Origin of the sequence: Bradyrhizobium sp., from assembly GCF_035701725.1 — a bacterium.
GTDB lineage: Bacteria > Pseudomonadota > Alphaproteobacteria > Rhizobiales > Xanthobacteraceae > Bradyrhizobium.
Genome location: NZ_DASSRP010000023.1, coordinates 1 through 23,054 on the forward strand (window position 1 = coordinate 1; position 23,054 = coordinate 23,054).

23 protein-coding genes are annotated in these 23,054 nt (G+C 62.7%); 17 read left to right on the top strand and 6 right to left on the bottom strand.

From position 1 onward, the window contains the following. Positions 1-2,995, top strand: a 2,995-nt coding sequence (gene traA, locus VFL62_RS01090) for a Ti-type conjugative transfer relaxase TraA (protein ID WP_325170531.1), incomplete at its 5' end; no start/stop codon positions are given. A gap of 179 nt (positions 2,996-3,174) precedes the next feature. Beyond that, complete coding sequence (locus tag VFL62_RS01095; RefSeq protein WP_325170532.1) at positions 3,175-3,390, top strand: AlpA family transcriptional regulator; 216 nt, start codon at positions 3,175-3,177, stop codon at positions 3,388-3,390. A gap of 128 nt (positions 3,391-3,518) precedes the next feature. Here the strand turns inward: VFL62_RS01095 and VFL62_RS01100 are convergent, their stop codons facing one another. From VFL62_RS01100 to leuC, 4 genes are all read right to left on the bottom strand, one after another. After that, entirely contained in the window at positions 3,519-3,881 is a 363-nt protein-coding gene (locus tag VFL62_RS01100; protein WP_325170533.1) for an XRE family transcriptional regulator, read from the bottom strand. Positions 3,882-3,897: 16 nt separating this feature from the next. Continuing rightward, positions 3,898-4,053, bottom strand: coding sequence for a type II toxin-antitoxin system HigB family toxin (locus VFL62_RS01105; RefSeq protein ID WP_325170534.1), 156 nt, complete (start codon positions 4,051-4,053; stop codon positions 3,898-3,900). 306 nt (positions 4,054-4,359) lie between these two features. Beyond that, positions 4,360-4,998 carry a 3-isopropylmalate dehydratase small subunit gene (gene leuD, locus VFL62_RS01110; protein WP_325170535.1) on the bottom strand — a complete coding sequence of 213 codons (639 nt, stop codon included), beginning with the start codon at positions 4,996-4,998 and terminating at the stop codon, positions 4,360-4,362. A gap of 10 nt (positions 4,999-5,008) precedes the next feature. Beyond that, positions 5,009-6,415, bottom strand: a complete 1,407-nt coding sequence (gene leuC, locus VFL62_RS01115; RefSeq protein ID WP_325170536.1) for a 3-isopropylmalate dehydratase large subunit — start codon at positions 6,413-6,415, stop codon at positions 5,009-5,011. A gap of 93 nt (positions 6,416-6,508) precedes the next feature. Here leuC and VFL62_RS01120 point away from each other — a divergent pair, with 93 nt between their 5' ends. The 14 genes from VFL62_RS01120 (at position 6,509) to VFL62_RS01185 (ending at position 21,123) form a co-directional block, all read left to right on the top strand. Beyond that, positions 6,509-7,327: a GntR family transcriptional regulator gene (locus tag VFL62_RS01120; RefSeq protein ID WP_325170537.1), complete on the top strand. Its 819-nt coding sequence runs from the start codon at positions 6,509-6,511 to the stop codon at positions 7,325-7,327. Between the two features lie 17 nt (positions 7,328-7,344). Beyond that, positions 7,345-8,580 (top strand): ABC transporter substrate-binding protein, encoded by a 1,236-nt coding sequence (locus VFL62_RS01125; protein ID WP_325170538.1) that lies wholly within the window; start codon positions 7,345-7,347, stop codon positions 8,578-8,580. A 41-nt stretch (positions 8,581-8,621) separates the two neighbouring features. Further along, positions 8,622-9,491 carry a branched-chain amino acid ABC transporter permease gene (locus tag VFL62_RS01130; protein ID WP_325170539.1) on the top strand — a complete coding sequence of 290 codons (870 nt, stop codon included), beginning with the start codon at positions 8,622-8,624 and terminating at the stop codon, positions 9,489-9,491. Next, positions 9,488-10,474: a branched-chain amino acid ABC transporter permease gene (locus tag VFL62_RS01135; protein WP_325170540.1), complete on the top strand. Its 987-nt coding sequence runs from the start codon at positions 9,488-9,490 to the stop codon at positions 10,472-10,474. The genes VFL62_RS01130 and VFL62_RS01135 overlap by 4 nt, the downstream gene beginning before the upstream one ends. 8 nt (positions 10,475-10,482) lie before the next feature. Beyond that, positions 10,483-11,223 (top strand): ABC transporter ATP-binding protein, encoded by a 741-nt coding sequence (locus VFL62_RS01140; RefSeq protein WP_325170583.1) that lies wholly within the window; start codon positions 10,483-10,485, stop codon positions 11,221-11,223. A 19-nt stretch (positions 11,224-11,242) separates the two neighbouring features. Next, entirely contained in the window at positions 11,243-11,944 is a 702-nt protein-coding gene (locus tag VFL62_RS01145) for an ABC transporter ATP-binding protein (protein ID WP_325170584.1), read from the top strand. Positions 11,945-11,946: 2 nt separating this feature from the next. Next, positions 11,947-12,819, top strand: coding sequence for an oxaloacetate decarboxylase (locus tag VFL62_RS01150; RefSeq protein WP_325170541.1), 873 nt, complete (start codon positions 11,947-11,949; stop codon positions 12,817-12,819). Beyond that, on the top strand, positions 12,816-14,555 hold the full coding sequence (locus tag VFL62_RS01155; RefSeq protein ID WP_325170542.1) for a hydantoinase B/oxoprolinase family protein: 1,740 nt from the start codon (positions 12,816-12,818) through the stop codon (positions 14,553-14,555). The genes VFL62_RS01150 and VFL62_RS01155 overlap by 4 nt, the downstream gene beginning before the upstream one ends. Continuing rightward, the gene (locus tag VFL62_RS01160) at positions 14,552-16,612 is read left to right on the top strand and encodes a hydantoinase/oxoprolinase family protein (protein ID WP_325170543.1); all 2,061 of its coding nucleotides are present in this window, start codon (positions 14,552-14,554) and stop codon (positions 16,610-16,612) included. Before VFL62_RS01155 ends, VFL62_RS01160 begins: the two co-directional genes overlap by 4 nt. Next, positions 16,609-17,205: a cysteine hydrolase gene (locus VFL62_RS01165; RefSeq protein WP_325170544.1), complete on the top strand. Its 597-nt coding sequence runs from the start codon at positions 16,609-16,611 to the stop codon at positions 17,203-17,205. Before VFL62_RS01160 ends, VFL62_RS01165 begins: the two co-directional genes overlap by 4 nt. Next, positions 17,202-18,608, top strand: a complete 1,407-nt coding sequence (locus VFL62_RS01170) for an FAD-dependent oxidoreductase (protein WP_325170545.1) — start codon at positions 17,202-17,204, stop codon at positions 18,606-18,608. The genes VFL62_RS01165 and VFL62_RS01170 overlap by 4 nt, the downstream gene beginning before the upstream one ends. Positions 18,609-19,068: 460 nt before the next feature. Further along, complete coding sequence (locus VFL62_RS01175) at positions 19,069-19,932, top strand: fumarylacetoacetate hydrolase family protein (protein ID WP_325170546.1); 864 nt, start codon at positions 19,069-19,071, stop codon at positions 19,930-19,932. A gap of 41 nt (positions 19,933-19,973) precedes the next feature. Beyond that, positions 19,974-20,723, top strand: coding sequence for a dienelactone hydrolase family protein (locus tag VFL62_RS01180; protein WP_325170547.1), 750 nt, complete (start codon positions 19,974-19,976; stop codon positions 20,721-20,723). A 10-nt stretch (positions 20,724-20,733) separates the two neighbouring features. Beyond that, entirely contained in the window at positions 20,734-21,123 is a 390-nt protein-coding gene (locus VFL62_RS01185) for a DUF6295 family protein (protein ID WP_325170548.1), read from the top strand. On the opposite strand, the gene VFL62_RS01190 is transcribed toward VFL62_RS01185, so the two are convergent. Both VFL62_RS01190 and VFL62_RS01195 read right to left on the bottom strand, forming a co-directional pair. Continuing rightward, the gene (locus tag VFL62_RS01190) at positions 21,115-21,438 is read right to left on the bottom strand and encodes a c-type cytochrome (RefSeq protein WP_325170549.1); all 324 of its coding nucleotides are present in this window, start codon (positions 21,436-21,438) and stop codon (positions 21,115-21,117) included. The two genes, VFL62_RS01185 and VFL62_RS01190, sit on opposite strands and share 9 nt — an antisense overlap. 134 nt (positions 21,439-21,572) lie before the next feature. Further along, positions 21,573-22,406, bottom strand: a complete 834-nt coding sequence (locus VFL62_RS01195; RefSeq protein ID WP_325170550.1) for a universal stress protein — start codon at positions 22,404-22,406, stop codon at positions 21,573-21,575. 237 nt (positions 22,407-22,643) lie between these two features. On the opposite strand from VFL62_RS01195, the gene VFL62_RS01200 reads away from it, so the two are divergent. Then, positions 22,644-23,042: a hypothetical protein gene (locus VFL62_RS01200; RefSeq protein WP_325170551.1), complete on the top strand. Its 399-nt coding sequence runs from the start codon at positions 22,644-22,646 to the stop codon at positions 23,040-23,042. Positions 23,043-23,054 lie beyond the last annotated feature (12 nt).

A 23,054-nucleotide genomic window follows, 5' to 3' on the forward strand; every position in this document is an offset into this window, starting at 1 on the left:
TCATCTTCACGTCAAGGTCATTGGCCGGAAGGCCGGGAGCAGCGCGGTGGCGTCGGCCGCCTACCGGTCGGGCTCACGGCTGCGCGACGAGCGGATCGGCCGTGACCAAGATTTTTCCGGAAAGCGCGGCGTCGTCCATTCCGAGGTGATGCTGCCGGAAAATGCGCCAGAAGCCTGGAGCGACCGCGAACGGCTGTGGAACGATGTCGAGGCCTTCGAAGTCCGGAAAGATGACCAGCTTGCCCGCGAGGTCGAATTCGCCATCCCGCGTGAGATGAGCGAGGCACAGGGCATCGAACTCGCCCGCGACTTCGTTCGGGGCGAATTCGTCGATCGGGGCATGATCGCCGATCTCAACGTGCATTGGGACATGGCCGAGGACGGCATGCCCAAACCCCATGCCCATGTCATGCTGACCATGCGGGTGGTGGACAAGAACGGCTTTGGCCAAAAGGTGCGGGAGTGGAACCGCACTGAGATGGTGGAGCGCTGGCGCGAACGCTGGGCCGCACTTGCCAACGAACGGCTGGCCGAACTCGACATCGACGCACGCATCGACCATCGCAGCCTTGAGGCGCAGGGCATTGCGCTGGAGCCGCAAAGTCAGATCGGCGCGCCTGCACAGCGTATCGCGAGCGAAGGGACCGAGGCCGCCGATCGAGCCGAGATGCACCGCGAGATCGCTCTCGGCAACGGCGCGCGGATCATCGCCGATCCCGGTCTGGGGTTAGAGGCTATCGTCCATCAGCAATCAACCTTCACGCAGCGCGACATGGCGAGGTTCGCCCACCGGCACAGCGACGGCATCGACCAGTTCAACGAAGTCATGGGAGCGATGCGCAAGGCCCCCGACCTGGTCGAATTGGGCAAGGACATCAGCGGCGAGGACCGCTTCACCACCCGCAGCATGATCGAGGCCGAACGGCGCCTTCACCAGGCCGCCAAGCTTATGGCGGAACGGGAACGCCATTATGTGAATGCCAGGAATCGTGCGGCGGCGGTGGCGCTTGCGGAAGCACGCGGCCTTGTCCTGTCCGGCGAGCAAGCCGACGCGCTCGGGCACATCACCGACGGGCGCGATCTCGGCATCGTCGTCGGCCATGCCGGGACGGGAAAGAGCGCGCTGCTGGGGGTAGCGCGGGAGGCCTGGGAGGCGGCCGGCTACGAGGTCCGGGGCGTGGCCCTGTCAGGCATCGCCGCCGAGAATCTGGAGGCCGGATCGGGCATATCGTCACGCACCATTGCCAGCCTGGAGCACGGCTGGGGCCAAGGCCGCGACCTGCTCACGACGGGCGATGTGCTTGTCATCGACGAGGCCGGCATGGTCGGCACGCGTCAGCTGGAACGCGTGCTGTCCCATGCAGCGGAGGCCGGCGCCAAGGTCGTCCTGGTCGGCGATCCCAAACAGCTGCAATCGATCGAAGCGGGTGCGGCCTTCCGGTCGATCCAAGAGCGCCATGGCGGGGTGGAAATTGGCGAGGTGCGCCGCCAGCACGAGGACTGGCAGCGGGACGCCACGCGCGATCTGGCAACCGGCCGAACCAGAGATGCGATCCATGCCTATGACAGACACGGCATGCTACATGCGGCCCCAACCCGCGAGCAGGCCCGCGGCGATCTGATCGAGCGCTGGGACCACGACCGGCAGGCATCGCCGGACCGGAGCCGGATCATCCTGACTCATACCAATGACGAGGTGCGCGCGCTGAACGAGGCAGCTCGGATGCGGATGCGGGACGCCGGCGAACTGGGGGAAGACGTCCGTGTTACGGTCGAACGCGGCGAACGCAACTTCGCCAGCGGGGACCGCGTCATGTTCCTGCAGAACGAGCGCGGCCTTGGCGTGAAGAACGGCACGCTCGGGACCGTCGGGCAGGTCAGCCCTCAATCCCTGACCGTCCGGACCGACGATGGGCGCAATGTCGCGTTCGACCTGAAGGACTACAGCAAGATCGACCACGGCTATGCCGCGACCATCCACAAGGCGCAGGGCATGACCGTCGATCGCACCCATGTGCTGGCAACACCAGGCATGGACGCCCATGCCAGCTATGTCGCGCTGTCGCGGCACCGTGACGGAATGGAGCTGCATTACGGCCGCGACGACTTTGCCAATCAGATCCAACTCACCCGGACCCTGTCGCGCGACCGGTCCAAGGACATGGCCTCAGATTACGAGCAGATCGACCCGACGCGAGACTACGCCGAGCGGCGCGGCATCACCTTCCGCGAGCGCGTCGCCGAAATTGTCAGGACAATCGTGCCGGAGAAGGTGCGCGGCATGTTCGATCGTTCGGGGCCGCCTGCCGGCGACGCGCCCGGCCTGGATGGCGGACAGACAATGGGCCGCGAAGCCCCGGAACGGGACCGGAGCGCTCCGCAAGCCGAGCGGCGCGTAGCCGAAACGCCGGAAAGGGAGGTGGTGGGGGATCCGGAAGCTGCGTTGCGCAGGGCCCGCACCCGTGCGCTGGTCCGCCATGCCAGCGCGGTGGATGCGATCTTCGAGGTCCAGGACATCGGCGGCAAGGCCAGCCCCGAACAGGTGAAGGAATTGCAGCAGGCCCGCAAGGCCTTCGAGGAGCTGCGCCCCCATGGCTCGCACGATGCCGAAGCCGCATACAAGAAATACCCGGACCTTGCCCGGGAAGCCGCGTCAGGCAAGAATCTCGGTCGCGTCATCCGCGCGCTCCAGTTCGAGACCGAAATCCGCGTCAATCCGGACCGCCTCGCCGACCGCTTTGTGGAGCGCTGGCAAAGGCTCGACCAGACCAGCCAGCGCCAGTATCAGGCGGGCGACATGTCCGGCTACAGGGCCACGCGCTCGGCGATGGGCGACATGGCGAGAGGCCTCGAACGCGATCCGCAGATGGAATCGATCCTCGCCAACCGCAAGATCGAGCTTGGCATCTCCTTCGAAACAGGCCGCAGGCTCGGCCTTGAACTCGCCTTCAGTCACGGCCTCGACCTCGGCCGAGGCCGGGGGCTCGGGCTCTGATGTGAGCATGTCGCCGCCGCGCACCCTTGGATCACATGCACCCATCGCCGATCACACCTATTTGCAGCCGCTCGCACGCCACGCTGCGACGACCCGAAAAACGCTCTTGCGCAACCGTCATGGCGTGCTCTGTCTGGATCAGCAGCAGTTAGAAGCAGCCAGGAAGAGGCAGCGTTTCCATGCGTGAGCCAGACCGGATCATCCGCCTCAAAACCGTCCTGTCCCGGACCGGTCTGTCCCGCTCCACGATCTACCGTAAGATCGCCGAGGGCACATTCCCGGCCCAGCTCAAAATCAGCGTCAACGGCACCGGCTGGCGCGAATCCGACATCAATCGCTGGATCGACGATCCCGTCGCATGGCAGCCGAAACGCGAGTTGGATGAGGTCCGGTGAGGTCGGCGGTTGTGCCATTCCTCGCACGAGTGTTCGAGACCACCAAGCTCATCGCTTTGGACCGCCACCGAAGTCTGGAAAATATTCGACTTGCTGATGCGAAGTGATCAGCTTAGGCCGCGACACTCTCACGCACTGGCCGAAATCAGCAAATCCGCCGGAACATGGAAGCGCTCGCGCAAGCGCTTTACCATGGTCATGCTCAATTCGCGCTTGCCCGACATGACCTCGCTGACACGGCTCGCCGTGCCCAGAAGCGGAACAAGATCGGCGCGCGTCAAATCATGCTGCGCCATCAGATAGGTTAGCAAATCAGGTAGCGGCGGCGCTTTGCGCGGCCATCGTGCGCGTTCATATGCCTCGATTAGGCGAGCCTGCGCCACCATGCGCGCGCGGTCGTCAGCCTCGATCGATCGCATCAGCTTGCTGAAAAGCGCCTTGGCCATCTCATGATCGGCCTCATTCTGGATAATGATCAAAGTCGCCTTCATCACACCGCCTACGCGTTCACCTTATCATAGTCTTCATGACTGCCGAAAAGCGGATTACCAACACGCCGTCGCGATATTGTACCAAGGCAATCAAGCGGTAGTCGTTGGCCTTGATATTGAACACGACGCGCCCGCCTTTCATGATGCTCGCCTTTGGATGCGAACGCTTCACGTCCTGCGGCGTGCGCCAGTCCGAAGCCTCCGCAATCGCCAGCCATGCCCGGTACTGGGCGCGTGCCGCGTCGACGCCCCGATCGCAGGCATGTTCGGCAAAGTAGCGCTCGAAAAGATTTCCAATTTTGGGAAGAATATGCTGGTGCTAAAACCAGACCGCCGATGAAAATCGATGCTCTCAATGGCGGAGAAACTGCCTTGCGAGGTGTATGCACAGGTGTATGTAGCCAAAATGCGCATGCTAGAAACTCAGATAAAATGGGCGTTTCTTGCATTTTCTGGAGGACACTCTCTCCGCCATAGATTAGCTCGCCATACCGCCGGCGCCGCGTGCGTGAGGGACCGCCCAGGGTCGCCGCTTTCGGTCGGCTGATCTGAAATCAGCGATTTCTTTTCGAAACGAGCGGGTGACGTCAAAATCATCCCAACCATTGAGCAGGCGATCCCGGCGCGACGGGTCGATCGCAAACTGAAATTGCTGGCCGCCGCATGCGATTGATTGCGACACGAGATCGGCGGTGACGATCGAAGCTGGTTCTCGCTCCAACATTGACATCAACGCGTTGGTCTCGGTTTCGCCGAGAGCGGCGGTCAACAGACCGTTTTTCGTGGCGTTCTGTGCAAAGATATCGCCGAACGACGGTGCAATCACGCAGCGGATGCCGAAATCCAAAAGCGCGTAGACCGCGGCCTCGCGCGACGACCCTCCGCCAAAATTGCGCCCGGCCACGATGATCTTCGCCTCGCGCCAATGCGGTCGATTGAGCGGAAACTCCGGCCGCTCGTTCGCTTCAGCGTCGAAGCGCAAATCGTAAAACAGGACTTTGCCGTGCTCTCCCTTGCGCGGCAGTTTCAGATAGCGCGCCGGCAGAATCTGGTCGGTGTCGATATTCTCCGTCGGGAGTGGACAGGCGATTGCTGCGATACAGGTAAATTTGTCCATTTCGCCCTCTTCAGCTCTTGCCTGACTTCAGCGAGCGGACATCGGCGAGACGCCCGTTGATGGCGGCCGCGGCCACCATGGCGGGGGACATCAAATGTGTGCGCGCACCGGGGCCCTGTCTGCCGCGAAAATTCCGGTTTGTCGTCGACGCGCAGCGCTGTCCTTTCGCGACCTGGTCGCCATTGATGCCGACGCACATCGAGCAGCCGGAATTGGCCCATTCGAGCCCAGCGCTCCGAAATACCTGGTCGAGCCCTTCTTCCTCGGCCTGCCGCTTCACCGCGGACGATCCGGGCGACACCAGGCCCGGAACCTTGCTGACGTGCCCAGCAAGGACGGATGCCGCCGCGCGGAGGTCTTCGATGCGTGCGTTAGTGCAGGAGCCGATGAAGACCTGGTCGATCGCAACATCGGTGAGGCGCATGCCGGCTTCGAGACCCATGTAGTCGATCGCGCCTTGCAGATATTTGGCGCGTTCTGGCGTTGGCGCGCCGGCCGGATCAGGAACGCGGCCGTCGATCGGCAGCGCGTCCTCCGGGCTGATGCCCCAGGTGACAAACGGCGCGATTGCGGTCGCATCGATTCCGACCTCCCGGTCGAATTGCGCGCCGGAATCCGATTTGAGATCGGCCCAGTCTTCCATCGCCTTTTCGAGGATCTCGCCCGAGGGTGCATACGCGCGACCGCGGATGTAATGGAACGTCGTCTTGTCCGGCGCGACGATGCCGCAGCGGCCCCCGGCCTCGATCGCCATGTTGCAGAGGGTCATTCGCGCTTCCATCGAAAGTGCGCTGACCGCCGGACCCGAAAACTCGATCGCATGGCCGGCGGCACCATCGGCGCCGACCTTGGCAATGATAGCAAGCGCGAGGTCTTTGGCGGTGAGACCTTCGGAAAGCTGCCCCTCGGCGACAATCCGCATGGTCCGCGGCTTCTTCTGCCAAAGCGTTTGCGTCATCAGCACATGCGCCACTTCGGACGCGCCGATTCCGAACGCGAACGCACCGAAGGCGCCATGGGTCGAGGTGTGGCTGTCGCCGCAGACGATCAGGAGGCCGGGCAAGGTCAGGCCCAATTCCGGTCCGACGACATGAACAATGCCTTGCCGGGGGTCCCTCAAGCCGAACAAGGCGATGTTTTGATCGCCCGTATTCTTCTCGAGGTCGCTGATCATGCGGGCGATTTCGACATTGGCGATCGGCTGGTCGCGGCCGCGCGTCGGCACATAATGGTCGGCGACGCCGAACGTCAGCTCCGGCTCTGCGACGTGCCCGCCGCGCCGCGCCAACTGAGTGAAGGCATGAAATGAACCTTCATGGACGTAGTGCCGGTCGACCCACAGCAGGGACTCGCCGCCCTGTTGCAGAACCTCGTGCTGCGCCCAGAGTTTGTCGAACAGGGTCAAAGGCGATGGCATGCGACGATTTCGTACGAATAGGACATTGTGGTAGTCCCTCCATATTGTATGGTAAATGATACCAAGTAAAGCCGCCAGCAGGGAGCGGGGAGAGTGACGGGTCGATTGCAGGAAGCCAAGGCGCGCCAGATTTACCTGGTGCTGCGCGATCGCATCGTGAGCGGGGCGCTTGGCTTTGGCGCGCGACTTCCCACCGAGAACGACCTCGCATCGACTCATGGCGTGTCGCGGGTCACGGTGCGGCGCGCGCTGGGCGAGCTGGAAAGCGAGCATTTGATCGAACGGCGACGCAGTGCGGGAACGCGCGTCGTCTATCGGGCGCACTCGTCGCTGATGAGTGCCGATATTTCAGGCGTGCTGGCGAACCTGGCTGAAATGGGCCGCAGGACCAGCGTGCGATTGCTGTCGTTCGGCTATGTGCCGGCCGCCGGTCCTGCCGCCGAGGCGCTCAGTTCGGGCGATCATGAATTGCTACAGCGCTCGGTCCGCGTCCGCTCGGTCGACGGCCAGCCATTTTCGTATCTGCTGACGCATGTGCCCGAGCGCATCGGCGCGACGTTTACACGCAAGGAATTGGCCGATCGGCCGCTGCTTGAACTTTTGGAGCGTTCGGGCGTGAAGGTCGAGCGTGCAACCCAGCGGATTTCCGCGAGCCTCGCCGCGCCCGACGTGGCCCGGGCGCTGAGTGTCAAAACCGGCTCACCGCTGATTGAACTTGTGCGCACCGTGTTCGACCACAATGGCCGCGGCGTCGAACATCTCTACGCGCTCTATCGGCCGGATCGCTACGGCTTCGAGTTCGACCTGGTTCGTTCCGGTGGTGCCAGCAACCGAGGCTGGTCGCCTTTGCCGAATGTGCGCCGCAAGCCCGCGCGAAAGACCCGATCGTCAAATCGAATTGCCTTGATCTAGCCAGAGGAGTTGCAGCCTTGCCAAACATTCGCGAGCGCTTTAGCCGCCGGAAATTCCTCCAATCGACGGCGCTGACGGGGATGGCCTCGGCGATTGGAGTGATCGCTGCGCCGTCGGTCCTGCGAGCACAGGACGGAGCGGTAAAGATCGGCTTCCTGCAGCCTGTCTCCGGTGCATTGGCTTATTCCGGCCAGCAGGGGCGGCTGGGGGCCTCGATCGCGATCGACGAAATCAATGCGGCCGGTGGCATCAAGGACGTCGGAAAAATCGAGCCTGTGCTTGGCGACGCGCAATCGACGCCGGAAGGCGGCAACGCCGAGGTCGAGAAGATGAATTCGGCAGGCGTCTCCGCGATCGTCGGCGGTTATGGCAGCAGCATTTGCCTTGCGACCTCGCAGACGGCGGCGCGCTACGATCTGCCGTACCTGGTCGACGTCGGCGTGACCGACGCGATCGTGACGCGCGGATTGAAGAACACATTCCGCTTCGGTCCCGGCTTTGGCGTAATTACCAAGACGGCGCTGACCAACCTCGTCGCGATCAACGAGGCCGCCGGCAAGCCTGCCAAGACCGTGATGATCGTGCACGAGGATTCTGCTTTTGGTTCGGGTCTTGCCAAGCTGCTCAACGAGCAGCTTCCGTTGAATGGATTCCAGATCCTGGAGACCATCTCCCATCCGACGCCGACGCGCGATTTTAACAATGTCGTGCTCAAGATCCGGGCCGCCGATCCCGACATCGTCATCCCAGCCAACTACTATAACGAATATGTGTTGTTGGCTCGCACCATGCAGCAACAACAGGTGCGGCCGAAGGCGGCGATCTACTCCGTGCTGGGCGGAGCGGCATCGTCCTACAAGTTCGTCAAGGAGTTTCCGCAAGCGGCCCAGTTCATCATGGATTGCAATCACTGGTTCGATCCACGCAACCCAAAGGCCCAGGCCCTCAAGAGTAAAGTCGAGGCGAAAGGGCAATTCTTTACCTACGAGGTCTACCTCAACTACAGCTGTACGCTGTTGATGGCGGACGCCATCGAGCGCGCGAAATCGACCGATCGCGGCAAGATCATCGAGGCGCTTGCCGCTTCAACTTTTGCCGGGCATGTGATGCCTTACGGTCCGACCAAGTTCGTCAATGGTCAAAACCAGGGCGCGGTGCCGACCAACACGCAGGTGATCGGTGGCGACATCCAGGTTGTCCTGCCGGAAGCCTTTGCGTCGGCAAAGGCGGTCTATCCGATGCCGCGGGCTTAAGGCGAGATTTCACCGTAACGGGCCATGGTCGGACACCGCGCGTGCAGCTGAACATTCTCTTTCCCGCTGTCATCAACGGCGTTCTGAACGGCGCTTTGTACGCATTGGTCGCGCTCGGCCTGACGCTGGTTTACGGCGTGCTGCACATCATCAATTTTGCCCACGGCACACTGCTGACGGCTGCGTTGTTCGCGGCGTTCTATCTCTACCACTTCTTCGGCATCGATCCGTACGCCGCGCTTGTTGTGTTGGCGCCTGCCTTTTTCGTTGTCGGCTACGCGCTCCAGCGTCTCGTCATCGGGCCGCTCTCCCACGGCGATGACAGCAATATCCTGCTGGTAACGCTCGGCCTTGCTGTCATCATCGAAAACGGCCTGTTGTTTGCGTTTCGCGGCGATACCCGCACCGTCGACCTGCCTTACAGCTTTTCAGTGGTGCCGTTTGCCGGTATGTTCATCTCGGTGCCGCGGCTCGTCGGATTTGCCGGAGCGGTTGTCGTCGCCGTGCTGCTTTGGCTGCTGCTGACATTAACCGACACCGGCAAGGCCATCCGCGCGGTGGCAAAAGAGAAGCTCGGCGCCCAACTGAGCGGCATCGACGTTGCGCATATCTATGCTTTGACCTTCGGGCTCGGCACCGCCTGCGTCGCTGTCGCCGCCTGCCTCTTGATCCCGACCTATTACGTCAACCCTCACGTCGGCAACGCCTACGTGCTGGTGGCGTTCACGACCGTCGTGCTGGGCGGCATGGGATCAATTCCGGGCGCGCTGATCGGCGGGCTGTTCGTGGGTCTCATCGAGAGTCTCTGCGGGCTCTATCTCGGAGAGTCGCTCGGCCAGATCGGCATCTTCCTGATGTTCATCCTGGTTTTGCTGTTTCGCCCAAGCGGACTGTTGGGAGCGCGGGCATGAGCCGGGGCGGGTTCCTGCCGATCGTTGTGGTGGTCGCGGCGCTCGCCTGCGTTCCATTTGCTGTTCATTCGGACGTGGTGTTGAACTTCCTGGTGACGGCGCTGTTGCTGACGCTGGCGGGGCAGGGCTGGAACCTGCTCGGCGGCTATGGCGGCCAATATTCCTTTGGCCATGCCGCATTCTTCGGGACGGGCGCTTACGCGACCGCCATATTGCAAACGCGCTATGGCCTGAATGCGTGGCCTGCTTTTGCGTTCGGCGTCGTGGCCGGTGCCGGCATGGGCGCCGCGATTGGCGCGCTGACCTTCCCATCGGGACTGCGTGGCTCTTATTTTGCGCTGGTAACGCTCGCCTTCGCCGAGGTTCTTCGCATTCTTGCCAGCGTCGCGCCCGTCACCGGCGCGGGCGTCGGTATCCTCATCAAGCTCGATCCGGGTATTCATGCGCTCCAGTTTTCGAGCCGGGCGGTTGCCTACTGGTTCATTCTGTGGCTGGTCGCTATAGCGCTGGTCGTCACTCGTCTCATCGAAGGGTCCCGATTTGGCGCCTGGCTGGTGGCGGTGCGCGAAGGCGAATCCGCTGCGCAGGCGCTGGGCGTCGATCCGACGCGTGTCAAACTCGCGGCAATGACGGTATCGGCGGCGTTCACCGCGGCGGCGGGATGCTTCTACGTTCAATATTTCCTGTTTATCGATGCGCCGATCGCCTATGGCCCGTGGATCTCGGTCGAGGCGCTGCTCGCATCGATCATCGGCGGGGTCGGAACGGTGTTCGGGCCACTGCTGGGCGCGCTGATGGTCAAGACGCTCGGCGAGGCGGCCAAGCTCGTCACGGGCGACGCGCCGGGTCTTGATCTCATGCTTTACGGAGTCGTTCTGATCCTGGTGGTCGGGATGGCCCCTCGCGGCGTCGCCGGTATCGGCGCACGCTGCCGCGCATGGCTGTTGCAGCGGCAGATCGGCGCAGGAGGCTCTGCAGCATGAGCCGGACCATCCTCGCGATCGAGAACATCTCGAAGAGATTTGGCGGCCTTTATGCCGTGCGTGAGGCCTCGCTGACTGCAGAGGCAGGCCGGATCACCGCGGTGATCGGCCCCAATGGCGCAGGCAAGACCACCTTGTTTGCCCTGATCGCCGGATTTCAGAAGCCCGATCGTGGCCGCATTCGGCTTGGGAACGCAGATATCACCGGTCAGCCCGCGCATCAGGTCGCGCGGCAAGGTATCGCGCGCACATTTCAGATCGTGCAGCCGTTCTCGGGACTTTCGGTTCTGGAAAACATCGCCGTCGGTGCGCATCTTCATTTTGCGCGGCGCACGGAGGCGCTCGCTGCTGCGGCCGAAGTCGCAAGGCTGTTGGGTCTCGAAACGATCATGAACCAGTCCGCGGCAACGCTGACGCTGGCACGGCGGAAGCGGCTCGAGCTCGCGCGAGCGCTCGCGACGTCACCGAAACTGCTTCTGCTCGACGAGGTTCTCGCGGGACTCAATCCTTCGGAAATACGCGATATGCTACCGGTGATCCGGGCGATACGCGATCGTGGCATCACCATCCTCATGATCGAGCACGTCATGCAGGCCGTCATGAGTCTCGCCGAGCAGGTCTATGTGCTCGTCGAGGGGCACGTCATCGCCCGGGGAACGCCGGATGAGGTCGGGGCCAATCCCGAAGTGATCGAGGCGTATCTCGGTCGCGGCGCCGCCGCACGGCTGGCCGGAGGCGCGCATGGCTGACAACAAAGCTGATGGCGCCTTGCTGAAGGTCGCAGGGCTGCGCGCCGGCTACGGCGAGGTCGAAATCCTGCGCAATGTCGACCTCGTAGTGAATGCGGGCGACATGGTGGCTGTGCTCGGTTCCAACGGCGCCGGAAAGTCGACGCTCAACCTGGTGATTTCGGGAATCGTCCCGGCACGCGAGGGCGCCATCGAATTCGATGGCCAGCCGATCCAGAACGCAAGTCCCGCGGAAATCGTCGCGGCCGGTCTGCTTCACGTTCCGGAAGGACGTCGCATTTTTCCGAACATGTCGGTCAGTGAAAATCTCGATATTGGCAGCTACCGGCGGGCATCGGCGCGTCGCGCCGCAAACCGCGAGCGCGTTTTCTCTTTCTTTCCCCGGCTGCGCGAGCGGACAAGCCAGATGGCCGGCACGCTTTCCGGCGGCGAGCAGCAGATGCTCGCAATCGGGCGCGGCCTGATGGCGGAGCCCAAACTGCTCATCCTCGACGAGCCGTCGCTCGGCCTTTCGCCGCTGATGGTCGAGGAGATGTTCACGCTGATCAGGCGGCTCAACAACGAGGGGCTGGCGGTGCTGCTGGTCGAGCAGAACGTCGCGCAGAGCCTCGACATCGTCCACCGCGCCTACATTCTCGAAAACGGCAGCTTTGTCATGTCCGGCACTGCCGCGGACGTGAGATCGAACGCAGACCTCAAACGGGCATTTCTCGGATTATAGCCATGACCCAACCTGTCTCTCTCCGCTCACTGCTTTCAAAGCCGCCGATTGTCGTCGCGCCCGGCGTCTACGATCCGCTCACGGCCTTGATCGCAAGCGAGGCCGGCTTTCAATCGCTCTATATCTCCGGCGCGTCGATCGCCTATACGCGCCTTGGCCGTCCCGATATCGGTCTTGTCAGCATGTCCGAGGTGGTCGAGACGGTGTCGCTCATCAGCGACCGGGTCGAGGCCAACCTGCTCGTCGACGCTGACAACGGCTACGGCAATGCGCTCAATGTTCAGCGCACGGTGAGACTGTTCGAGAAGGCCGGCGCGCATGCGATCCAGCTTGAGGACCAGAGTTTTCCCAAGCGCTGCGGCCACCTCGATGACAAGAGCCTGATTTCGGCAGATGAAATGGTCGGCAAGATCAAGGCGGCCCTCGATGCGCGTCACTCACGCGATACCATCATTATCGCGCGCACCGATGCCGTCGCGGTGGAAGGCCTTGACCGGGCGATCGAGCGCGCATCGATGTTTCGCGAGGCCGGCGCCGATGTGCTGTTCGTCGAAGCGCCAAAGACGCGGGAGGATCTGGCCGGCATTGTGGAACGCATCGGCCGAGGTGTTCCGCTGATGGCCAATATGGTCGAGGGTGGCAAGACGCCGATCCTCTCGGGAGGCGAACTGGAAGCGCTCGGCTTTTCGCTGGTGATTTTTCCGGGCGGAATCGTGCGTACGCTGGCCCGCACCGCCGTCGACTACTATGCGTCGCTGGCCGAGCACCGGACCACGCAACCTTTCCTGCAGCGGATGTTCGGTTTCAACGAGATGAATGCGCTGCTCGGAACACCCGAAATGATGGAGCGCGGCAAGCGCTTTGGCGGCAAATGAGCACGATCGATCCAATTCTCCTTGCCGTTCTCAACGGTCGTTTCGTCCAGATCGCCGACGAGATGGACGCGACGCTCTATCGTTCGGCCTTCAATCCGATCATTGCCGAGGCTCACGACGCCTGTCACGGTCTCTATCACGCGCAAACCGGCGCGACGCTGGTGCAGGGCACGACCGGCTTGCCGATCTTCGTCGGTGCGATGGCATTTGCCGTCAAGGCGGTCATCGACAAGGCCAACAGGGATGGGGATCTCGCGCCCGGCGATACCTACCTGTTCAACGATCCGTATGACGGCGGCACGCATCTCAACGATTTTCGCCTGGTAAGGCCGCTGTTCTGGAACGGTGAGTTGTTTGCCTGGCTCGCATCTGTCGGCCACTGGCTCGACGTCGGCGGCAATGTGCCAGGAAATTTCAATGCCAAGGCGACCGAGAGTTTTCAGGAAGGCTTTCGCGTGCCGCCGGTCAAGCTCGCCCGTAAGGGCGTCATCCAGCAGGACATCATCGACATTCTCGGCGCCAATTCCCGCGTGCCGCAGTCGAACTGGGGCGACCTTCACGGGCAGCTCAATGCGCTCGATCTCGGCGAGCGGCGTTTCCACGCTCTGCTCGAGGAATACGGCGCGGATCGGATTGTTATCGCGCTTGAGCTGTTGACCGGGCGCGCGGAAAAACTGATGCGCGCCAACATTGCCAGCCTGCCGGACGGCATCATTTCTTGCGAAGATTACCTCGACAATGACGGCATTACCGATGTGCCGCTGAAGATTGCGCTCGACCTGACCATTTCGGGCGAGACGATGAAGCTGGACTTCTCGCGCTCGGCGCCGCCCTGCGACGGGCCGCTCAACATTGCCTATTCAACCACTGTCGCCTGTTGCTACGTCGCGCTCAAGCACATCTTTACGGATGTGCCGGCCAACGCTGGCTGTCTCGCGCCGATCGAATTCGTGATCCCCGATACGACGCTGCTCGGCGTTTCCGCACCGCGACCGGTCGGCGGCTACACCGAGACGATCCTGCGCGTGATCGACACCGTGTTCGCTGCATTCGCGCAGCTGGCGCCGGAACGTGCCAATGGCGGTCCGTTTGCCACGATCAACGCGTTGTCGCTCTCCGGCTGGCGCGAGCACGGCCGTCGTTGGGTGATGTTCTGTTTCTTCGGTGGCGGGCTCGGCGGCAATCCGGAAACGGACGGATTGAATCACGGCAACAACCCGATCTCGACGGCGACGATTCCACCGGCCGAAATCCTGGAATCGCTCTATCCCGTGATGTTCACGCAGTGGGCGCTGCGTCCGGATTCCGGCGGTCCGGGCCTCCATCGCGGCGGGCTCGGCGCCATCTACGAGATCGAGACGCTGGCCGCGGGAGCGACCGACGTGTCGCTCCTGGGCGAGCGGGGAAAATTCCCGCCCTTCGGCGTCAATGGCGGCGGCAGCGCGGCGCTGAATCGTTTTGTCTATCAATCTCCCGAGGGTGACAAGTCGCCGGCGATGGTGAGCAAGGTCACCAATATCAGCATCGAGCGAGGCCGCAAGGTAAGGCTCGAAACTCCCGGCGGCGGTGGCTATGGCGATCCGCTGAAGCGCGATCCGCAACGCGTCGCGCGTGACGTCAGGCTCGGCTACGTGACGCCCGCCTCGGCGCGCAGCCAATACGGCGTGGTCGTTGGCGAAGATGGCGCAGTGGATATGGCCGGGACTGCGGCGCTGCGAAGTGGAGGCGGCCGATGAAGCCGTCCAACATTCTCGGGGTCGATGTCGGCGGCACCTTCACCGATCTCCTGCTGTTCGATGCGCAGACGAAGGCGTTCCGAACGGCCAAGGTTCCATCCCAGCGTGGCGACGAGGCGGCCGGCTTCATGCAAGGCATCTCGACCGTCAGCGCCGGGCGCGAGATCGTTTCGATTGTCCATGGCACCACTGTCGGCACCAATTCGTTGCTGGAGCGGCGAGGGCACAAGGTCGGCGTGATCACCACCCGCGGCTTTCGTGATGTGCTGGAAATGCGCCGGCGCGACCGGCGGCGTACCTGGGGTCTGTGGGGCGACTTCACGCCGATCGTCGATCGCGACCTTCGCATGGAAGTCACCGAGCGCACGCTGGCCGACGGCACGATCCATTGCGAGGTCGATGAAGCGGAAGTGCGCTCGGCCGCGATCGCGCTGCATGAGCGCGGCGCCGAGGCGCTCGCTATCATCTTCATCAACACTTACGCCAACCCCGCCAACGAGCAGAAGGCCTTGGCGGTGGTCAGGTCGGTCTGGCCTAACGAATTCGTTTCTGCCTCGCATCAGGTGCTGCCGGAAATCCGGGAATTCGAACGGTCCTCGACCACGGCGCTCAATAGCTACCTGCAGCCGGGGGTCAGCGGCTATCTTGCCCGGCTGGAACGGGCGCTGGAGAAGCTGCAGTTCAAGGGGCAATTCTACATCGTGCAGTCGAATGGCGGCGTGATGTCGACGGCTACCGCGCGCCGGTTTCCGATCCGCACTGCGCTATCGGGCCCCGCCGCGGGCGTGATCGCGGCCGCGGCTATCGCCCGTCAGGCCGGCTTTGAGAACGCGATTACCTGCGACCTCGGGGGCACCTCGTTCGACGTTTCCGTGATCGCCGGCGGCCGGGCGTCACTCGCCGCGCAGGCGACCATCGATTTCGGCCTCGTGATCCGCACGCCGATGATCGAGATCACCACCATCGGCGCCGGTGGCGGATCGGTCGCGTCGGTCGATCGTGGTGGACTGTTGCAGGTCGGGCCGGAAAGCGCGGGTTCGGTACCAGGACCTGCCTGTTACGGCCAGGGCAACGACCGGCCGACGTTGACCGACGCTCACGTCGTGCTCGGCCGGATCAACGCCGACCGGCCAATCGGCGGCAAACTTGCGCGCCTCGACGTCGAGGCCGCCAAAAGCGCGATCCTGAACCATGTCGGCCGTCCGCTCGGCATCGATGTGCTGGAGGCTGCTGAGGCCATCGTACGCGTCGCCAATGCGCGAATGGCCGGCGCGATCCGCCTGGTATCGATCGAGCGCGGTCACGATCCGACGAAATTCGTTGGCGTGCCCTTTGGCGGCGGCGGTGCGCTGCATGTGGGCGCGATCGTCAAGGAGATCGGCCTGCAAATGGCGCTGGTACCGCGTTTTCCCGGCGTCACCTCTGCCCTTGGCTGCGTCATCGCGGATTTGCGGCACGATCAGGTGCAGACGTTGAACCTTGCGCTCGACGGCATTGATACTGCCGCGCTCGACCGCAGAATGGTCGCCGCGGGCGAGCAAGTGCGCGCGGTCGTCGGCGCTGCGGGCGCGATGGTTGGCCAGATCGATCTGAGCTTCGAGTTCGACATGCATTATGTAGGGCAAACCCACACGGTCGCCGTGCAGGTTCCGGTCACGCTGCAAGACGGTACCACGGGCATTTCGCCCGCTATGATCCGCACCGCTTTCGAAACCGCCTATGCGTCGTCCTTCAGCCGCCTGCTTCCGGGGCTGCCGATCCGAATCGTGTCGTTACGCGTCGCCGCGATTGGCCGGCGTCCACAGCTCGATCTTTCGGTTTTCGCGCCGGGGCCGGAGGCGTCAGTTGAGAAAGCAAGGCTGGGTGCGCGCCCGGTCCGCATCGACGGCGCCTGGCTTGAAACACAGATCTGGTCGCGCCTCGATCTGCCGGTCGGTGCGATCGTCGAAGCACCTGCCATCCTGGAACAGCCGGATGCCACGATTTACATTGAGCCCGGCTTGCGCGGCCGGGTTGATGCGCTCGGAAATCTCATCGTTGAACGGGTGCCGAAATGATATCGTCGTCCGCGCTGTTACTGCTCGATCTCCAAAACGATTTTCTTCACCCGAACGGCGCTTATGGCCGCGCGGGGCAACGAAGTGACGACATTGCGGCGCTGCCTCAACGCCTCAAGCCGCTCGTTGACCTGTCTCGTCAAAAAGGAATCCTGGTCGGCGCGACAGCGTTCACCCTGGTGCCTGGTCGCGGTGGCGAGCCGATGATTTCGCCGCATCTGAAGGAGCTGCGTCCGTTCCTTGCAAAGGGCGATTTCGCGCCGGGCAGTTGGGGCCAGGCACTGGTCGACGAGCTGCAGCCGGCGGATTTCACCGTCGAGAAGATCGCTTATTCCGCCTTTTACATGTCGCGGCTGGAATGGGTGCTGCGTGCGCATGGCATCAAGCGATTGCTTTTTGCGGGGATCGTCACCAATGGCGGTGTCGCCTCCACGGTGCGAGACGCGCAGGTGCGCGATTTCGAATGCACGGTGCTGGAAGATGGCTGCGCGGCGTTCTCGCCGGAAGTACACCGCGCCGCGATCGATGGATTGCGGCCCGTCGCCAGGATTACGACCGTCGATGAGGCGATGAGAGGACTGGCGGCGGCATGACCGCGATCAAGCCGGCCGGCGAAGCTCCCTTTGACGTGGAAACGCCAGTTCTGATCATCGGTGCCGGGGCCGCGGGACTATGCGCGGCTTTGACTGCCAAGGAAGCGGGAATCGATCCCCTGGTGGTCGAGCGTGACGAGCGGCCGTCGGGGTCGACGTCGCTGTCGGCCGGACTCATTCCGGCCGCCGCGACGCGCTTTCAGCGTGCCAAGGGAATTGCCGACGATCCGCAAACGTTTGTCGAAGACATCCAGCGAAAAGCCGCCAACGAAGCTGATCCGATGATCGTGCAAACGGTTGCCCAGGGCGCGGCACCGCTCGTCGAATGGCTATCGGATCGATACGGGCTGCCATTCGATGTCATCGACAACTTCAATTATCCCGGACACTCGGCCATGCGCATGCATGGCCTGCCGGCGCGAACCGGCGTCGAATTGATTGATCACCTGCGGCGCGCCGCCGAAGACAGCGGCATTTCCATAGTCACGGGCCGCACGGCAACGTCGCTGCTTATCGCGGAGGATCACACGGTTTGCGGCGTCGAGACGTTGCGCGGCGACGGCGTGCGTGAGCGGATCAGATGCGAGGCGCTTGTCTTGGCCTGCAACGGCTATGGCGGCAATCCTGATCTCGTGCGTCGCCATGTTCCGGAAATGGCGAGTGCTTTGTATTTCGGACACCCGGGCAACCGTGGCGACGCGATCGTCTGGGGCGAAGCGCTCGGCGCACAGCTGGAGCACCTCGGCGCCTATCAGGGACACGGGTCGGTGGCGATACCTCACAATATTCTCATCACCTGGGCTGCAATCATGCAGGGCGGCTTTCAGGTTAATCGCGACGGCCGACGCTTCTCCAACGAGTCGCTCGGTTACTCGGAGCAGGCAGCAGAGGTCCTCAAACAACCGGGCGGCGTCGCCTGGTGCGTATTCGACGCGCGCATCGCATCGGTGGCGCGACAGTTCGAGGATTTCCGCCAAGCCGAGCGGGCGGGCGCGATCTTGACGCAGGATCGCGTCGAGGCCCTCGCGGAGGCCATGCACGTCCCGCTAGCAGGGTTTGGTTTGGAATGGGCCGGTGTTGAAACGTTGAAGGCGGCCTCGGCGCAGGATCGGTATGGCCGCCAGTTTTCGCCCGAGCAGCGGCTGGTGGCGCCGTTTCACGCGGTCAAGGTGACAGGTGCGCTGTTTCACACGCAGGGCGGTCTGGCGATCGACACGCAGTGCCGCGTCAGGCGCCGGCATGGCGGCGCGTTTCCGAATTTATTTGCCGCAGGAGGGGCCGCGGCCGGCGTGTCTGGTTCGACGGCCGCCGGTTATTTGTCGGGAAACGGCCTCTTGACTGCGACGGTTCTCGGTCGGCTGGCAGGGGCGGCGGCTGCGCGAAGGTGTGTCGGTGTTCAATAATCTAGAGCGCTTTGATGCGCCTGGTCAGCGGCTCGTGTCGCCCGTCGCTGACGGGTCACGCTGGCAATGAGCATAGTTCTTTCTCGCTCAAGGGAGAGGACCTGTACGCAAGATCGAGCAAGGTTTGTTCCAGATTCTGTTCCGCCGCGCGCCCGCGCACACACGAAACGTTCATCCCAGAAGCCCACTAGCGCCCATGGGGCCAGCGGCGGGATGATGGTATCGGCTTCTGTTTCAACGCTGATTGTGCCATAGGTGCGCTGTTTCCGGCGCTCGCCGGTTACGTCGTGCAGCAATGCCCCTGAGGCCATCGATATCTTCACCGTCGCGGCCTATGGGCTCATTATCCTGGCAGCGTTGCTACGCGTCGACGCAAGGGCCGCTCTTTCGCGGTCGAACATCTCTCACGAAACGACGGCATGCTCCCAGCCGTCGTCACAACTGACAAACAAGGAGATCCATGAAGCTCGCCCGCTATGCCGCAAACGGCGTGATCCGAATTGGACGCATCGACTCCACCGAAACAAGGATCGCGCCCATTGCGGGTGTCGAGGACATGCTCGACGCCATCGCGCGCGCAGACGATCTGCGATCCGCCGCGACCGACGACGCCAATGCCTGCCCGCTCGCGGACGTCACCTTGCTGGCACCGATTCCGGCGCCGCGTCGCAACATCTTCTGCGTCGGCAAGAACTACCGCGACCATGCACGCGAGTTTTCAAACAGCGGCTATGAGGCTGGTGCGGTGAAAGGCGCCGAAATCGACAGCCATCCCGCTGTCTTCACCAAGCCGGCAAATACCCTGGTCGGGCCCAACGACGTGGTCCAGCTGCATAGCCACATTACTTCGAGCGTCGATTACGAGGCCGAGCTTGCGCTGATCATCGGCAAGGAAGGTCGCGACATCAAGCGCGAGCAGGCCTACGAGCACATCTTCGGTTACACCATCGTGAACGACGTCACGGCCCGTGACCGCCAGCGCAATCACAAGCAGTGGTTCCTCGGCAAGGCGCTCGACACGTTCTGTCCGATGGGCCCTTGGATCGCTACCGCCGATGAGCTCGACCCCGAGAACCTCGACGTCAAATGCTGGGTCAACGGCGAACTGCGCCAGAACGCCAATACGCGCGATCTGATCTTCGACATTCCTAGTCTGGTCGCAACGATTTCCGCAGGTCTCACGTTGAAGCCGGGCGACATCATAGCCACGGGCACGCCAGCCGGCGTCGGCCTCGGCTTCAATCCGCCCAAATTCCTCCGCGCCGGCGACAAGGTGTCGATCTCGATCAGCCATCTGGGAACGCTGACCAATACTTTCCAATGACCGGCGCCAACCGGTGAGTTGCGCAAGGGAGCAAGAAACCGATGTCGTATTACCGTGGCATGATCTGCGAGAACGTTTCCCTCAAGGGAGATCAGGGTACGCCGATAACAGCCTATGTCGCCAAGCCGTCCGGCGCCGGCCCGTTTCCCGGCGTCGTGCTTGTCCATCACCTTCCGGGCTGGAGCGAGTTCTATATCGAGACCACGCGCCGTTTTGCCCATCACGGCTATCTCGCGATTTGCGCCAACCTTTATGAAAGGGCGGGGCAGGGAAATCCGGACGATGTTGCGGCCAAGGTGCGGGCAGAGGGCGGCATCTCCGACGCCCAGATGATCGGCGATACGGCTGCCGCCGTACAATGGATGCGCTCGCAACCCAATCACAACGGCAAGGTTGGCATTTTCGGCTCCTGCTCCGGAGGCAGGCACGCTTTCATCTACAGCTGCCGCAACAGGGATGTTGATGCCTGCGTGGAACTCTGGGGCGGCCGGGTGGTGATGGCCAAGGAAGAACTCAACGACAAAACTCCCGTTGCGCCGATCGACTTGACCAAGGATCTCAGCTGCCCGCTGCTCGGCTTGTTCGGCAATGACGATCGCGCGCCAAGCCCGGAACAGGTGAATCTGCACGAAGCCGAACTCAAGAAGCAGGGCAAGTCGTACGAATTTTATCGCTACGACGGCGCCGGGCACGGCTTCTTTTACTGGCACCGGCCGCTTTATAGCCCCGAGCAGGCGATGGACGGCTGGGGCAAGGTGTTCGCTTTTTTGGCCAGGCATCTCGCCGCGTAGGAGAGTCCAGATGTGTACCTCGATCGTTGAAGTCGTTCGGGCGGAAGGGATGGCCAGGCGTGAGGCCGGCTGGTTTTCGCTCTCGCATAGCGTCGTCGCCTACGATCACGCACGCCACGCGCCGTTTGGCGACGTCATCACGTTGGACTTCATCAACACGGCGCTTGATCCCGCAGCGCGCGCCGGCATCGAACTGACGCTCGAAACAGCCAAAGAGCTGCGAGCGGCGCTCGACCGGGCCATTGTCGCGGCCGAATTCGAGGAGGCGGAGGTTAGGGGGCAAGCGGCTCCGCTCTCCGCGCCAACGATATCGCCAATGGGATCGCTGTCCGATAGCGCCAACGAGTCGTCCGCCGTTCAGGGACGGGTTATGCGCGAAGCAGCGGCCGTATCACTCTAGTGTCTTCAAGAACGCAATGAAGTCGCCGATCTGATCGCGCTCAAAACGAAATTGCGGCATGGTCGGATGCCCGGTCACGATGCCTTCCGCCAGGGACTCTTCCAACATTCCGACCGGATAGCGCTCATGGAGCGTCCGGAAGGGCGGCGCGATTTTCAGCGGGCTGGGGCTCACCTTGTCGACTGCGTGACAGCGCGCGCAGTATGTGAGCGCAAGGCGCTTGCCCTGCGCGGCGTTGGCGGCCAGCGTCGGCCGGCTGGCAGAAGTGACGATAAGCAAGCCAAGAACAAAGATCGCAAATTGCCTGCCGGACATCACGTCACCTTCCGCTCACGTGCGCACCCAAGCGCTACCACACGCAATAAGCACCGCTTGACCTTGGCCGCGCTTGATCGAGGTCAAATGGAAGCTTCAAAATTAGCAAGAACACGCTCCGGGCCTGCGCCGATCTAGTGCGACATCAGGGTCGGCACCGTCATGCATCGGAACATGTCGCGGGTCACGCCGCCGAGCACGACTTCTTGCAAGCGGGAATGCCCATAACCACCCATGACGAGCAGGTCCAGATTCTCGTCCGCGGTTGCGGACAGGATCGTCGGCTGAATGTCGGATTTGTCGGCCTGCAGAGCGATGATCTTTGCCGGCAGGCCGAGGCCCGCCAGCCGTGCCGCGAGGTGGGCCGCGGAGGCTTCTTCACACACCGGTTCGTTGACGCTGAGAATGGTCAGCTCGTTGACCCTGGCCAGTAGCGGCATCGCATCATGCATCGCCCGTGCCGCCAGTCGGCTGCCATCCCAGCAAATTCCGATCCGGCCGATCTTGATTGCCCCCCGAAAGGTATAGGGAACCACGAGCACCGGTCCGCCCGTTTGCAGAAGAACGGCAGGCGGAAGCAGATTGTCGTACGTCTCGTAGGAGGAATCCGGCTGTGAAAGGATGGTGAGATCGGAAAGCCGGGCCTTGGCACTGAAGATGGTGGTCGCTTCCGCGAAAGACGCGCCGAACGCGTGACTTCGATGGCTGACCTTGGCCGCTTTTGCCTCGACTTCAAAAACGGCGAGCGCGCCATTGGCCCGCTCCAGCGCTTCGGCATGTTGCTCCTCAAACAATGGCGCCATCGCTATGCCGCCTTCTGCAACGAACGGCACGTCATTGACCGATTCATAACCGACCGCCACGGCCTCAAGATCGGCGCCGAGCGTCAATGCCAATGAGATCGAGGCGTCGATCGCCGGACGCGGCGAACGTTCGGTCGGGATATGCGCTAGCAGGTTCCTGTACATGCCGTTCTGCACCGTTTGCCAATATTGCTTAAGTGTATCAAAGCACATGCCACGGTTGATCAATTTGATGCACGTCAAAGCGGTCCGATCCGCACCCCATAACGTAACTTCTCGAATGAGGCGGCCGGCTCACCCGAGCCGTGCTGCAGGCTTCGGAGCGACGGAAGGCCGTCAACGAATCTGCACAGCTGGCGCACCCGTGGTCCTCATCGCTGCGAAATGGAGAAGGGAATTCGAATGGCACATTCGGCGCAAACAGATCAGCTCCATCGGCGGGCCGTGGTCTGGATCGATCACCTGACGGCGAAGATCTTCGCAATGGGCCTGACGGGTGTGAGTTCGCGCGTGGTGCACGCACAGCTGACGTCCGCGCATCTGCATCACCACGCCAATGCCATCGGATCGGGTCGCGTCCAGGAGGATCCGGCGTTTCTGTCGGCGGTCACAAGAGCCATCGAGGCCTGCGACGACGTTCTCATTCTCGGCCCCGGCGGCGAGAAGACGGCTCTCAAGCACTACTTGGAAAAAGCGCGGCCGCAAATCGCGCTCCGGCTCGAATCCAGCGACCATCCGACCGACGATGAGATCATCGCCGTCGGCCGCAAACATTTCGGGCTCGCGGAGCCACGCGCCTGAATTTTCGTTTTT